At 54.5% G+C, this 13,102-nt stretch carries 13 protein-coding genes and 1 pseudogene; 8 read left to right on the top strand and 6 right to left on the bottom strand.

All coding sequences use genetic code 11. From position 1 onward, the window contains the following. Window positions 1-123 precede the first annotated feature (123 nt). Window positions 124-489: a nuclear transport factor 2 family protein gene (locus G7G_RS0107100; RefSeq protein ID WP_010440025.1), complete on the top strand. Its 366-nt coding sequence runs from the start codon at window positions 124-126 to the stop codon at window positions 487-489. A 3-nt stretch (window positions 490-492) separates the two neighbouring features. Here the strand turns inward: G7G_RS0107100 and G7G_RS0107095 are convergent, their stop codons facing one another. After that, complete coding sequence (locus tag G7G_RS0107095; RefSeq protein WP_010440021.1) at window positions 493-1,896, bottom strand: aminotransferase-like domain-containing protein; 1,404 nt, start codon at window positions 1,894-1,896, stop codon at window positions 493-495. Window positions 1,897-1,995: 99 nt separating this feature from the next. Between G7G_RS0107095 and G7G_RS0107090 the strand changes: the two genes are divergently transcribed. Beyond that, window positions 1,996-2,223: a DUF1127 domain-containing protein gene (locus G7G_RS0107090; RefSeq protein WP_010440019.1), complete on the top strand. Its 228-nt coding sequence runs from the start codon at window positions 1,996-1,998 to the stop codon at window positions 2,221-2,223. Window positions 2,224-2,282: 59 nt separating this feature from the next. Here G7G_RS0107090 and G7G_RS0107085 read toward each other — a convergent pair whose 3' ends face one another. Then, window positions 2,283-2,726 (bottom strand): PaaI family thioesterase, encoded by a 444-nt coding sequence (locus G7G_RS0107085; RefSeq protein WP_010440015.1) that lies wholly within the window; start codon window positions 2,724-2,726, stop codon window positions 2,283-2,285. 49 nt (window positions 2,727-2,775) lie between these two features. Here G7G_RS0107085 and G7G_RS0107080 point away from each other — a divergent pair. The 4 genes and pseudogenes from G7G_RS0107080 to gluQRS form a co-directional block, all read left to right on the top strand. Further along, a pseudogene (locus G7G_RS0107080) lies at window positions 2,776-3,570 on the top strand (enoyl-CoA hydratase); the annotation flags it as partial. A 251-nt stretch (window positions 3,571-3,821) separates the two neighbouring features. After that, complete coding sequence (gene trmFO, locus G7G_RS0107075; protein ID WP_010440011.1) at window positions 3,822-5,162, top strand: methylenetetrahydrofolate--tRNA-(uracil(54)-C(5))-methyltransferase (FADH(2)-oxidizing) TrmFO; 1,341 nt, start codon at window positions 3,822-3,824, stop codon at window positions 5,160-5,162. A gap of 38 nt (window positions 5,163-5,200) precedes the next feature. Beyond that, the gene (locus tag G7G_RS0107070) at window positions 5,201-5,815 is read left to right on the top strand and encodes a class I SAM-dependent DNA methyltransferase (protein ID WP_010440009.1); all 615 of its coding nucleotides are present in this window, start codon (window positions 5,201-5,203) and stop codon (window positions 5,813-5,815) included. Further along, complete coding sequence (gene gluQRS, locus G7G_RS0107065) at window positions 5,812-6,657, top strand: tRNA glutamyl-Q(34) synthetase GluQRS (RefSeq protein ID WP_010440007.1); 846 nt, start codon at window positions 5,812-5,814, stop codon at window positions 6,655-6,657. Before G7G_RS0107070 ends, gluQRS begins: the two co-directional genes overlap by 4 nt. A gap of 29 nt (window positions 6,658-6,686) precedes the next feature. On the opposite strand, the gene hisI is transcribed toward gluQRS, so the two are convergent. Next, window positions 6,687-7,076, bottom strand: a complete 390-nt coding sequence (gene hisI, locus G7G_RS0107060) for a phosphoribosyl-AMP cyclohydrolase (RefSeq protein WP_010440005.1) — start codon at window positions 7,074-7,076, stop codon at window positions 6,687-6,689. A 48-nt stretch (window positions 7,077-7,124) separates the two neighbouring features. On the opposite strand from hisI, the gene G7G_RS0107055 reads away from it, so the two are divergent. Together G7G_RS0107055 and G7G_RS0107050 are read left to right on the top strand one after the other, a co-directional pair. After that, a complete protein-coding gene (locus G7G_RS0107055; protein WP_010440004.1) occupies window positions 7,125-7,577 on the top strand; it encodes an iron-sulfur cluster assembly scaffold protein in 453 nt (150 codons plus the stop codon). A gap of 57 nt (window positions 7,578-7,634) precedes the next feature. Continuing rightward, window positions 7,635-8,273: a MarC family protein gene (locus G7G_RS0107050; protein ID WP_010440003.1), complete on the top strand. Its 639-nt coding sequence runs from the start codon at window positions 7,635-7,637 to the stop codon at window positions 8,271-8,273. A gap of 187 nt (window positions 8,274-8,460) precedes the next feature. On the opposite strand, the gene G7G_RS24830 is transcribed toward G7G_RS0107050, so the two are convergent. The 3 genes from G7G_RS24830 to ligA all read right to left on the bottom strand — a co-directional run bounded on the left by G7G_RS24830 (window position 8,461) and on the right by ligA (window position 13,033). Next, a complete protein-coding gene (locus G7G_RS24830; RefSeq protein WP_010440002.1) occupies window positions 8,461-8,583 on the bottom strand; it encodes a hypothetical protein in 123 nt (40 codons plus the stop codon). Between the two features lie 110 nt (window positions 8,584-8,693). After that, complete coding sequence (recG, locus tag G7G_RS0107040; RefSeq protein WP_010439999.1) at window positions 8,694-10,784, bottom strand: ATP-dependent DNA helicase RecG; 2,091 nt, start codon at window positions 10,782-10,784, stop codon at window positions 8,694-8,696. Beyond that, the gene (gene ligA, locus G7G_RS0107035) at window positions 10,781-13,033 is read right to left on the bottom strand and encodes an NAD-dependent DNA ligase LigA (RefSeq protein WP_010439998.1); all 2,253 of its coding nucleotides are present in this window, start codon (window positions 13,031-13,033) and stop codon (window positions 10,781-10,783) included. The genes recG and ligA overlap by 4 nt, the downstream gene beginning before the upstream one ends. Window positions 13,034-13,102: the final 69 nt, after the last annotated feature.

The following is a 13,102-nucleotide window of genomic DNA, read 5'->3' as shown; positions in this document are numbered from 1 at the left end:
ATAACAGATGTTTACAAAATAGGTATTATTTTACCCCAATGATTTATCCGCCAACCTATCTAAATCTATTAGGCGCGCAACTGTAACCCACTCATTAAAACCAACCTGTCCCCGGAGGCTACCATGCAAGAACTAAACAATGTAATTGCCGCTTATGGTGCGGCCTGGCAGGAAACGAACCCGAATAGACGACTGGAACTGCTTGATCAATGTTTTGCTGGCAATGGCCGCTATGTCGATCCTACCGCTGCGGTAACTGGAAGAGATAAGTTATCCGCACATATCGGAGAAGTCCTGAAAGATACGCAAGGCCGCGTTGAACTGACAAGCGCCCCCACCTCGCATCATGACGTCGTCCACTTCACTTGGCATATGGTTTCACCCGATGGTTCGATCATGGTTGCGGGGCATGATTTCATCCGCCTCGATGCCGACGGCAAGATCGGGCATCTGGCCGGTTTTTTTGGCGACCCTGCCCCGTTGAACTAAGGCTTAGACGCTTATTTGTTCGGGTGGGTTATCCAACAACGCGCGCAGACGCAGCATTGCATCTTCAAATTTAGCTAACGAGACATGCCCGTTCACTGCAATTCGGACAGCATTCGGTGCCCTGCCGTCCCTAAGCGCGAATTCGTCGGCGGATCGCAATTGAATACCTTCACGTTCAGCTGCGCGACTGAATGCAGCAGAGCGCCAACCCGAAGGCAGATGTAGCCACACAAAGGGAATCTCTGAATCCCAATTGAGGTCAAAGCCGCCCAAGGCGTTTACTGCGACCCGCACATATTCTCCCATCTTGGAGCGAACATCTCGTGCCAGTTGCCTCGCCTCTGGGTGCCCCAACAATAGCCGCGTCAATTCGGCTAAGGGTTGGGCCAACCCAAAGTACCCGTACTCGGCAGATCGGCGCAAATCTACGCTTCGCTCCCGTGGGGCAATCGCGAATCCAACGCGCAGTGCCGGCGTCAGCGTTTTGGAAATTGAAGAGACATGCCAGCCCCGCTCAGGTGCCAACGCACGATAGCTAGGCGCGCGTGCCTCACCCATGCGATAGCAATCATCTTCGATGATTTGCAATTCATACTTACGCGCGATCTCAACAACTTCTTTGCGTCGCTCCAGCGGAGAATGCCCGCCCGTGGGGTTCTGCACCTCGGGTGAGACGCAAATCGCCTGCGCCTTGGTTTGCCTGAGGATGTGATCCAGCGCTTCGGGGCTTATTCCCCATTTGTCCATTTTTACCCCGACAATCTCGGCGCGCATCAATTCACCGGCACGCCGGAAACCGGCATACGATAGATCCTCGACCAGTACGACGGGTCTGGGATCCCTCAGAACGGTTTGAAAAACAACACAAATACCACTTTGTCCGCCATGCGTCAGTACAATGTCATCAGCATTCAATGAGCCAAGTGGAAGATCCGATAACCAGTCAGCCACAACTTGGCGCACCGGTAGATAAGCATCGCGGGTCGGATAGTTCATGAACATCCGCGGATCGCCTTTCGCAACCTTTTCAAGGCATTCGCGGATTAAGGTCACCTGCCCTACATCTGGCAGGCGTGGGCTGAACAGGCTAACGTTGGACTCATATTTATCGTCCCTCAGGTGCAACTGCCGCGACCAGACATCATCCAAAATGGGCGATCGCGGTGGGGCGACAAATGTACCACGCCCGACCTCGGCTTGTAGCAAACCTTCATCGGTCAGGATCGTATAGGCACGCGCGACAGTGCCTGGTGTGATCTTTAATCGATACGCCAGTTCCCGCACCGGAGGCAGCTTCTTTCCAACCTCCAGTGTCTTGTTATCTATCGCTTTTCGGATCGTGTCGGCAACCAGAGTGTATTTCGGACCTTTGGATTTCGGTAACGCCTCTGGCCAAATTGTATCCATTACAATTCTTCCTTTGATTTCGATACAATGTTGAATGTATCAACGCACTGTACCGAACATCTTAGCTTTGTGTCAATACAATTAGAAAGGATACCCAAGATGACACGCGCAATGCACAACCCCGCCCTCTTGCTGCTGAACGACAGCCCTCGGCTGCCGCTGATCGCCGCGCTGGCCGTGCGGTTTGCGGCGATTGTCACACAGTGGGAGCAACGCCGCCGAAGCCGCGTCAATTTAGGCAAGCTGGATGACAGGCTGCTTCGCGATGTAGGACTGACCCGCCATCGCGCTGATGAAGAAGTAAGCCGCTACTTCTGGATGAAATAATTATCCCCAGTCCCATCTAAGGGACCTCTTCCTGGCCGGGGTTTGTCCCCGGCCCTTTTTTATCCAAACGCGGCGGCGGCTGAACCTTCTGGAGGAATGGAATACGTCATACTCGCCCGTGCGACCGGTTTGTCCGAGCCGTCCGAGTACATCAGCACATCCCCTACTGCCAATGTTCGACCTAATTTCAGCAACTTGCATTCGGCAATTAAGTCGGTGCCACCTTCCGGCTTGCGAAGGAAATCCAGCGAACTGTTTGTAGTTACCGCCAGCGATTGCCGACCCTTTCGCGCCAAAACCATCGCATAAACGCTAACATCTGCCAGCCCGAACATGGACGGCCCGGATACGGTGCCGCCAGGGCGCAGATGTCGGTCCTCGACCCTTAGTCGCATCGTGATTGACGTCTCGGTCAGTTCTTCCACAACAAAATCGCTGTGGACCTGTGGAAATACTTCTTCCAGATACTCTGTCAAATCTTGTTTGCTCAGTGCTAACGACATGCTTCCCCTCATGGCTCTGCCCGCCTAGAGTTGGCCCGAACGCCAGCGGGAGGGCAAGATGGCAATTCTGGAACGTAACGACACAGGAGCTATTGCGCGGCTCAAGATGAATGCGCCTGAGCGTTTGAATGCACTGAGTGACGAAATGCTCGCCGCGTTGCAGGCCGAGCTCGATGCACTGCGTGATGATAATTCGATTCGTGTCGTTATTCTTTCAGGGGCGGGAAAAGCGTTTTGTGCCGGGCACGATCTGAAACAGATGACGCAAGGACGACAGGCCAGCGACCGAGGGCTTTCCTACTTTCAGGATCTGTTCGACCGCTGCGCAAAGATGATGCTGTCTATCCAGTCCCTGCCCCAGCCTGTTATTGCCCAGACGCACGGAATCGCTACGGCGGCAGGCTGTCAGTTGGTAGCAACCTGTGACATGGCAATTGCGGCCGAGGGTACACGGTTTGGCGTAAATGGCGTTAATATCGGCCTGTTTTGCTCGACCCCGATGGTGGCACTCAGCCGGAATATTCCGCGTAAACAGGCGTTTGAGATGCTGACGACCGGTGATTTTATTTCAGCCGAGCGCGCAGCCGAGCTTGGTCTGGTCAACCGGGTTGTCCCTGAAAACCTGCTGGCGGAAGAAACTGATACGCTTGCTGAGAAGTTGGCGGCAAAGCTTAGCAGTGCGGTGAAAATCGGTAAAACAGCTTTTTATCAACAAGTTAACATGCCCGTTGACCAGGCCTACGCGTATACTGCCGAAGTAATGGCACAGAATATGATGGACCGGAATACCGAGGAAGGCATAAGCGCATTTATAGAGAAACGTCCGCCCAATTGGCATCAGTGACGCTGTTATTTCATACATTTTTCAGCACTGTTCGCATTTTTTCACTTTTCAAAAGGGCGACACTGTGGCAATGCTGGGACAAGGCCAAGGCCTGAATATGCTTTTGGGTCGCCGTGGGCGGAAGGTCCCTCCAGCTGGTTTCTCTCACCGGCGCAGACATTCCCGCAGCGGCGACCCCAAAAACTTCTCCGTTTAAAGTTGCTGATATCTGCGCATTGCGTATGACGTTGCAGTGCCCTATTTGGCAGCGCATGACAGATAAGTTGCACATCGTGGGCGGCGGCATGGCCGGGTCCGAGGCCGCCTGGCAGGCGGCGGAAATGGGCGTGGATGTTGTGATCCACGAAATGCGACCCAAAGTAGGCACCTTTGCGCACCAGACCGGCAATCTGGCCGAGATGGTATGTTCGAACTCTTTCCGCTCGGATGATGATGAACAGAACGCTGTCGGATTGCTGCATTGGGAAATGCGCGCAGCAAACGGGTTGATTATGACCACGGCTGATAGCCACCGCCTACCAGCAGGTGGTGCCCTGGCGGTTGACCGTGATCCTTTTGCTGAATCTGTGACCGCCAAGTTGAAGGCACATTCACACGTATCAGTCACTGACGAGGAGGTCATCAGCCTGCCCAGTGAGGGCCACTGGATATTCGCCACAGGCCCGCTGACCTCACCCGGTTTGAGTGAGGCCATACGGTCAGAGACAGGTGCCGAAGCACTAGCCTTTTTCGACGCCATAGCGCCTATCGTCTACGCTGACAGCATTGATATGAGCAAAGCATGGATGCAGTCGCGTTATGACAAGGGCGAGACCGAAGAAGAACGGACGGCCTATCTCAATTGTCCGATGGATCGTGAACAGTACGAAGCCTTCATTGATGCGCTGCTGGCGGCTGACAAGACCGAGTTCCACGAGGGCGAAACCGCTGGTTATTTCGACGGCTGCCTGCCGATCGAAGTAATGGCCGAGCGCGGCCGTGAAACCTTGCGTCACGGTCCGATGAAACCCGTTGGTCTGACCAATCCGCACCAACCGGATGTAAAGCCACACGCTGTTGTTCAATTGCGGCGTGACAATGCATTGGGCACCTTATTCAACATCGTTGGTTTTCAGACCAAGATGAAATACGGCGCACAAACGGATGTTTTTCGTAAAATCCCAGGGCTGGAAAACGCCAGCTTTGCGCGGTTGGGTGGCATTCATCGTAATACCTTCATCAATTCCCCGACATTGCTAGATGCGCAGATGCGGCTGAAATCCCGGCCCAATATTCGATTTGCGGGCCAGATCACCGGGGTTGAAGGCTATGTTGAAAGTGCCGCGATGGGCTTGCTGGCTGGTCGTCTTGGTGCCGCCGAGATTTTGGGCAAGACCTTGCCCGAAGTGCCTCATGACAGCGCGATGGGCGCGTTGATCCACCATATTACCGGCGGTGCTGAGGCCAAAACGTTCCAGCCCATGAACGTGAATTTCGGATTGTTCCGCCCTGTCGATGGTCTGAAAGGTGGTCGTCGGGGCCGTAAAGATCGCTACAAGGCGTATACAGACCGGGCAAAAGCTGTCTGGAGAGACTGGTTAAACCAGTGTTGACTGGACGGCACGCCTACCCTGCGCCTAACATGTGAGGTATGAGCGACAAGTTTTTGAAAAACACATACAATCTGAACTCTGCCCAGGAAACGCAGGAACACTATCAGAATTGGGCGGCTTCGTATGATGATGAAGTCGATGAGCATGGCTACGTCACCCCGGATCGTGTTGCCGCAGCATTGTGGTCATTTATCTCAGATGCCGAGGTGCCGGTTCTGGACTATGGCTGTGGCACAGGGCTTTCAGGTGTTGCGCTGAGCAAGGCCGGTTTCCACGTGATCGACGGCATGGACCCATCGCCGAATATGCTGAAAGGGGCAGCGGCCAAGGGTGTCTATCGCAATCTGATAGGCTTTGACGTCACCAACCCCGAACCGATTGAGGCGGGTGCTTACTCTGCCATCACATCTATAGGGGTTATTGGAGCCGGCGCGGCTCCGCCTGAAACCTTTGATCTTCTTATGAATGCGTTACCACGCGGTGGGTATCTGGCCTTTTCTTTCAATGACCATACCTTGGCCGATCACGCCTATACCGCGCGTCTCAACGATTGGCTGGACATGGGGCACGCACGGTTGTTATTTCGTGAATATGGCCCTCACCTCCCCGGAATGGACATGAAATCTAACGTCTACGTTGTTGAAAAAGCGTGAGATTCATAACGCGCTTTGCGCCTTCTCCGACAGGTCTATTGCATCTGGGCCATGCATATTCTGCACTTCTGGCCCATGATCAAGCGCAGGCTGCAGGTGGAGAATTCCACTTGCGGATCGAAGATGTAGATCAGTCGCGTTCTCGCCTTCATTGGGAAAACCAAATCTATGACGATCTGCACTGGCTTGGCCTGACATGGCCTCAGCCGGTGATGCGCCAATCAGATCGAATTCAAAAATATCGACGCGCGCTCGAAACCTTGATCGATCTGAAGTTGGTCTACCCTTGCCAATGTAAGCGTGCCGATATCGAGGCCGCGGCTGGGGCCCCACAGGAAGGAGCGCCCCAGTTTGGACCAGATGGGCGCATCTATCCGGGTACATGCCGTCAGCGGCTCCTGCAGGATTCGGCCTCCGAGGATGTTCTTCGCCTCAATATGGAAAAAGCACTAGAGGCGTCAGAGCTTCGCACTTTTCGTGAAACCGGAGCGAAACATGCGGGAACACACTCACTTTGTGCCGATACGCTTCTCAACGCAGTCGGCGATATCATCCTCGTTCGGCGCAATATGGGCAGTTCTTATCATTTGTCCGTAGTCGTTGACGACGCAGATCAGGACATAACGCATGTGGTCCGAGGTGAAGATCTGTTCGACGCTACGCAGATACACGTCTTGCTACAGGGCTTGCTTGGGCTGCCAACGCCGGTATATCACCACCACCGTCTAATCCGAGATGAAGCGGGCAAACGGCTTGCAAAACGCGATGATGCGCGCGCGATTTCTCTATATCGCGATCAAGGTATTACACCGGCCGAAATCAGAACGATGGTCGGGCTTTAATTTTAGAATCAACCCGATCGCCAAACGCTTCATTCCATCGGTGACATAAGCTCGACTTCGGTGCCATCGCGAACCGCTGTATAGAAGCAACTCCGCCGATTTGTGTGACAGGCCGGACCGGTTTGTTTCACTACGATCAGAAGGCAATCCCGGTCACAATCGACGCGAAAATCCACCAACTCCTGCGCATGGCCCGAACTTTCGCCTTTGACCCAGAACGCCTGTCGCGATCGCGACCAATAGGTGACACGCCCAGTATCCAGCGTACGCTCGATGGACTGGGCGTTCATCCATGCCATCATAAGAACCTCACCGGTTTCTTCATCCTGCGCAATCGCAGGGATCAAACCAGCCTCGTTGAATTTCAGTGTCGACGGGTTGAACAAGACTGTGTCAGCCATCGCAAAAACCTTTTGCATCCCAGAATCTCGCCATTATGTATGGGGAATAGAAAACGAGGGAAAGCCATGAGCGGCGAAACCGATCTAATCAAGCTCTATTCCGGACGCATTCTGGCGCTGGCGGCGGATATTCCGCATCTGGACCGCTTGGAAAATCCCGATGCAACAGTGAAAAAACGTGCACCTTTATGCGGCTCGACAGTAACTGTTGACGTCAATGTCGAGGATGGGCGGATTACCAACTTCGGGCAGGATGTTAAGGCTTGTGCTTTGGGCCAGGCTTCGGCTTCGGTTGTCGGCAGCGCGGTGATCGGTGCGACACGGGCTCAGGTAGAAACCGCGCGCGATCAGCTTTCGGCAATGTTGAAGAAAGACGGCCCGGCCCCCGACGCTCCATTTGACGGGCTCGAGGTTTTAATGCCCGCACGGGACTATAAGAATCGACATGCTTCGATCCTGTTGGCACTGGACGCAACCGCGGAAGCGATGGAGCAGGTAGAACAAGCCAACTGCGCCTGATCGTGGCTTTTCCAATCAAAGCCGTATAGTGTGCCCCTAATTGATTTGGGGGTTAACGTGAACAACTTGCTGGAACATTTCGTGACGCTTTGGGTTGTAATCGACCCGATCGGCACGATCCCCGTCTTTATCGCCGTCACTGCCGGTATAGCCGCTGGGGCCCGTCGCAAGACCGCCCTATTGGCGGCATTGGTGAGCGCGGGAATACTAATGTTCTTTCTCATCTTCGGACAACTTGTGATCGAGGCATTGGACATCGGCCTGAACTCGTTTCAGGTTGCCGGTGGGATAATCCTGTTTCTCTTCGCGTTGACCATGATCTTTGGCGAAAGCAAGCAAGAGGTTGAACAACGTCAGGCCGAAGAGGACCTGGACGATAAAATGCATAAGACCAATCCAGCCATTTTCCCGCTGGCCGTACCATCCCTCGCCTCCCCTGGCGCGATGCTCGCTATCGTTGTTTTAACCGACAACAACCGATACAGCGTCGCTGATCAAAGTATCACTGCATTGGTTATGCTAGCCGTGATCGCCATCGCGTTTGTGCTGATGCTATTGGCAGAACCGATCATCCGGTTAATCGGACATTCTGGTGCAGCCATCATCAGCCGCGTAATGGGGATGATACTGGCCTCAGTCGCGGTCAATTCTGTCCTGTCGGCGACGATTGAGATTATCAAAACTGGTCAGCTTTGAAAAAAGAACCGCCGCACCTTCCGGGCGGAAAGGGCGGCGGCAAGTCATGCGTTTCTCATGTAGGGTCCGGATTACCGCACGGGGCCGAGGCTGGCCCCTTCAAGGGAAATGGGACAGGCAGGTCACCCTTGATCATGACGGGGAAACAAGCGCGGTATGATCGGCACGAGATCGCAGGCAGAAAGGCTTAGAACCCGCTTGGCAGGTGAAGGGCAACCACCAGCATCACAACCAGAGAAACCGCGCCTGCCGCATCCTGTAAGATCGTGGATTGCGAACGGGTAAAGGCAGTCTTGATCTGGCTCAGCATGGTCTCACCTCCGGTCAGGTTTAATCATTTGTTGACCTTTTGTTCTCATATTTTGACGAGTCGGTAAAGAACTTTTTGAGAACATTTGTGAACTTTATGGGATTTACAATCTAACCCACTGATATCAAACGGATTGCCCTGTCCTGTTTCATGAGCCACAGAAGAACACGCGCAGCCTGGCCTCGGTCTGATGTCAACTTGGGATCTGAAGAGAGCAACGCGCGCGCATCTGATTGCGCCACAGCCATCAATCCGGCCTGGCGTTCGAGATCGGCAATCCTGAACTTGGGCAAGCCAGATTGCGCTGTACCGATCAAGTCACCCGCGCCGCGCATCTGCAAATCGGTCTCAGCAATGCGGAACCCGTCCTCGGTTTCACGCAGAACTTCCAGACGCTTGCGGCCACCTTCGCTAAGTGGCGGTTGATACATCAGCAAACAGGTCGAAGCATCCTCTCCGCGTCCAACCCGCCCCCGCAACTGGTGCAATTGCGCCAATCCGAAAATCTCTGCCCGTTCAATCACCATGATTGTGGCATTGGGAACATTGACCCCAACTTCAATCACCGTGGTCGCGACAAGAACCTTGGTTTGGCCAGTCTGAAACGCCGCCATTGCAGCATCTTTTTCAGCGGGTGGCATTTGGCCATGCACGAGGCCGACAACTATTTCACCCAAAATCGCACGCAGCCGCTTGAAACGCTCCTCGGCGGCGGTCAGGTCTGAGACTTCGGATTCATCGACTAGTGGACATACCCAATAGCATTGTTTGCCCGCATCAATCGCGCCGCGCAGGTGGGCCACAACCTCTTCCATTCGCTGCGTGCTGACGATCGCGGTCTTGATTGGCTTTCGGCCAGGTGGCTTTTCATCAAGAACCGAGACATCCATGTCACCATACTGCGCCAACGCCAAACTGCGCGGGATGGGCGTAGCGGTCATCACCAGAACATCCGCGCGTTGACCTTTTTCGGACAATTCCATCCGCTGGCGGACACCAAAACGGTGTTGTTCATCGACGATGGCCAGCCTTAGGGCTTTAAACTCGACATCGTCCTGAAATACCGCATGGGTGCCGACCAGTATTTGAATGTCACCTTGTTTCAGTGCGGCCAACTTCGCCCGACGTTCGGCCCCTTTGTCGCGCCCGGTCAGGATTTCCAGCACAACTCCGGCCTCTTCGGCTAAGGGTCGCAGTCCTTCAAGATGTTGTCGGGCAAGGATCTCGGTGGGAGCCATCATCACCCCCTGCCCGCCTGCTTCGACCGCGATCAAAAGCGCCATGAACGCCACAAGCGTCTTTCCCGCGCCGACATCGCCTTGCAGCAATCGATTCATGCGGGAACCCGAGGCCATATCCGCCGAAATTTCTTCGACCGCACGGGATTGAGCATCGGTTGGTCGATACGGCAAGCTTACAAGCACCATGGATTGTAGCGCCCCTGTCCCAAGGCTGACGATGCCACGCGCCTTCCGCTCACGCTGTCGTGCCAGAGCCAAAGTCAGCTGATGGGCGAGCAATTCATCATAGGCCAGACGCTCCCTTGCGGGTGCAAAAGGGGCTACGTCATCCGCTCCATGCGGATGATGAGCAGCACGAATTGCAGCCGACCAGTCAGGCCAGTTTTGCTGAGCCACCTGAGCTGGGTCTGCCCATTCAGCCAGAGCAGGCACCCGCTTGAGTGCACTTTGCGCCGCCTTGTACGCTGTTTTCTGCGTAACGCCCTGGGTCAGATGATAAACCGGTTCAAACTCTGGTAATTCACCTGCGTTTTCTGGCGCAACCATGTGATCGGGGTGTACCATCTGGGCCATTCCATCAAACAGTTCCAGCTTTCCCGAAACCACGCGGCGCGCACCCTGCGGCAACAGTTTCTTCAGATAATCCCCGCGCGCGTGAAAGAACACTAGTTGAAAATCCGCTTGGCTGTCCTCGACATGAATGCGGTATGCACCACCTTTGTTACGCGGAGGCCGGTGGGTTCCGATCGTGACCTCTACCGTCAATGTGGTCGGAAGATCGGCCCCTTGTATGGTATCGCGTCGGCGCCGGTCGATCACCGCATAAGGCAATGAAAACAAGACATCTCGCGGCGACTCGATGTCTAATTGGCCGAAAAGTTGCGCTGTTTTCGGTCCCACACCATCCAGCGTTTCAAGCCCTGCGAACAGCGGAAAGAGTTGCTCTGGCCTGCCGCTCATAGATCGCCGATCAGTTGAAGCCAGCCGTCTTCATCCAAGGTTTCGATACCCAAATCGGCCGCTTTCTTTGCCTTCGACCCAGCACCCGGACCCGCCACCAACAAATCGGTTTTTTGGCTGACTGAACCCGACACCTTGGCACCCAACGCCTCGGCGCGCGCCTTGGCCTCGGCGCGCGTCATCTTTTCAAGCGTTCCTGTAAAGACGACCGTTTTTCCTGCAACCGGGCTGTCCGATGCAGGCGCATCCGGCGGAACAATGGTTAAGTGATTGCGCAGTTCATCAATCGCCTTGCGTTCGTCCAGGTTGGCAAAGGCGTCAGACAACGACAGCCCCAGCGTGGTTCCAATGCCGTCAATAGCAATCAAATCCGTCCAAGCGCTGGCAGCGTCCACTGGTACATTTAGGCTTGCAACCATTGCATCCCGCGCCTCTTTGACTCTAGCGCGCCGACCTTCTTCTATAGCTGTGATCCTCTCTGCATCTTCCGCTTCGTCAGCGGCACGCTGCGCAAGTGCTGCGGGTCGCGCCGTATCGATTGACGCGGTCATTTGATCCCAATCACGATAGAACAGGGCCAAATCCCGGGCGCCGACTTCGCCCACATGGCGAATTCCGAGTGCAAACAACAATCGAGCGAAGGGAATGGTTCGTTTGTCATCAATCGCGGCGAACAGATTGCTGGCCGAGGTCTCTCCCCAACCGTCGCGGTTTTTCAAACGGGCAAGATTTTCAGCGTCTCGTTCTTTCAAGGTGAAGATATCGGCAGGTGTGTTGATAGGCAGAACGGGGTCGTTGTGGAACATCTCGATCTGTTTGGCACCGAGCCCTTCGATATCGAAGGCTTTGCGCGACACGAAATGTTTAAGTTTCTCCACCGCCTGCGCGGGGCAAATTAAACCCCCGGTGCATCGGCGTACTGCATCACCTTCTTCGCGGATCGCCTCACTGTCACATTCCGGGCATGTCGTTGGAAAGGAATAAGGTTTCGCATCATCCGGCCGTTTTGACAGATCAACATCCGAAATCTTTGGGATCACATCCCCTGCCCGATAAACCTGCACCCAATCGCCGATGCGTATGTCTTTGCCATCGCGGATAACCCCGCCTTTGGCGTCCCGCCCCGCGATATAGTCCTCATTGTGCAGCGTCGCGTTCGACACAACGACCCCACCGACAGTCACAGGATGCAAACGTGCAACCGGGCTAAGCGCTCCGGTCCGACCCACCTGAATGTCGATCGCTTCAAGCCGGGTCCAGGCCAGTTCGGCCGGAAATTTATGCGCGATCGCCCAGCGGGGCGTTGTCGAGCGGAATCCCAACCGGGATTGCAGACTCAGATCATCAACTTTGTAGACCACCCCGTCGATGTCATATCCCAAAATCGCACGTTGTTCTTCGATCGCGCGGTAATGATCCAGCATCTGACCTGTCGTGGAACAGAGACGCGTAAGCGCGTTGATTTGGAAGCCCAATGCTTTGAGTCGTTCGATTGCCGCCATTTGCGTTTCAGCCAGAGGTTTCGACAGTTCGCCCCAGGCATAGGCAAAAAACTTTAGTGGACGTGACCGAGTTATTTCCGAGTCCAGTTGGCGCAGCGAACCAGCTGCTGCGTTACGCGGATTTGCGAAAGTCTTTCCACCTGTTTCAATTTGCCGGGCGTTCAGCGCTTCGAAATCATGATGAGACATGTAAACCTCGCCGCGAACCTCGAATATATCTGGAGCACCTTCAATTCGAGGCGGTATATCCGACACCGTGCGCGCATTGGCGGTCACGTTTTCCCCGGTCTCACCATCCCCTCGGGTCGCCGCCTGAATCAGCTCGCCGTGTTCATACCTCAAGGATAACGAGAGGCCATCGATCTTTGGCTCGGCTGTATATTCAAGCGGTGCGTCTTCCCCTAACCCGAGATACTTGCGGATTGAGCGGTCAAAATCGGCAACATCCTCATCGTCAAAGGCATTGCCAAGTGACATCATCCGCACTGCATGCGTGACTTTGGAAAACCCATCTGAAACTTGCGCCCCTACTTGATCCGTAGGGCTGTCTGAACGTTTTAGTTCCGGAAAGCGTGCCTCAATATCTGCATTACGACGTTTGAGGGCATCATAATCGGCGTCTGAAATTTCCGGAGCATCTTCAGTGTGATAAAGCTGGTTAGCCCTCTGCAACTCCTTGGCAAGCCGAGCCAGTTCTGCACGTGCTTCGTCTTCCGTCAATTCTGCGATTGCAGTGGTATCGCTCATGGCCCCGCCCTGTCACGTCATATTAGAATCCAGTGATAGGACGAGGCCATGATCAGGTCCAGTGTTGTG

The sequence above is a fragment of the Ruegeria conchae genome (assembly GCF_000192475.1).
Taxonomy (GTDB): domain Bacteria; phylum Pseudomonadota; class Alphaproteobacteria; order Rhodobacterales; family Rhodobacteraceae; genus Ruegeria; species Ruegeria conchae.
This window is presented reverse-complemented; position numbering and strand designations above follow the sequence as displayed.

What these genes read in the sequence shown, in the direction of transcription:
- G7G_RS0107100 (WP_010440025.1), top strand. Translation starts at nt 124, where the DNA reads ATGCAAGAACTAAACAATGTAATTGCCGCTTATGGTGCGGCCTGGCAG.
- G7G_RS0107095 (WP_010440021.1), bottom strand. Translation starts at nt 1,896, where the DNA reads ATGGATACAATTTGGCCAGAGGCGTTACCGAAATCCAAAGGTCCGAAA.
- G7G_RS0107090 (WP_010440019.1), top strand. Translation starts at nt 1,996, where the DNA reads ATGACACGCGCAATGCACAACCCCGCCCTCTTGCTGCTGAACGACAGC.
- G7G_RS0107085 (WP_010440015.1), bottom strand. Translation starts at nt 2,726, where the DNA reads ATGTCGTTAGCACTGAGCAAACAAGATTTGACAGAGTATCTGGAAGAA.
- trmFO (WP_010440011.1), top strand. Translation starts at nt 3,822, where the DNA reads ATGACAGATAAGTTGCACATCGTGGGCGGCGGCATGGCCGGGTCCGAG.
- G7G_RS0107070 (WP_010440009.1), top strand. Translation starts at nt 5,201, where the DNA reads ATGAGCGACAAGTTTTTGAAAAACACATACAATCTGAACTCTGCCCAG.
- hisI (WP_010440005.1), bottom strand. Translation starts at nt 7,076, where the DNA reads ATGCAAAAGGTTTTTGCGATGGCTGACACAGTCTTGTTCAACCCGTCG.
- G7G_RS0107055 (WP_010440004.1), top strand. Translation starts at nt 7,125, where the DNA reads ATGAGCGGCGAAACCGATCTAATCAAGCTCTATTCCGGACGCATTCTG.
- G7G_RS24830 (WP_010440002.1), bottom strand. Translation starts at nt 8,583, where the DNA reads ATGCTGAGCCAGATCAAGACTGCCTTTACCCGTTCGCAATCCACGATC.
- recG (WP_010439999.1), bottom strand. Translation starts at nt 10,784, where the DNA reads ATGAGCGGCAGGCCAGAGCAACTCTTTCCGCTGTTCGCAGGGCTTGAA.
- ligA (WP_010439998.1), bottom strand. Translation starts at nt 13,033, where the DNA reads ATGAGCGATACCACTGCAATCGCAGAATTGACGGAAGACGAAGCACGT.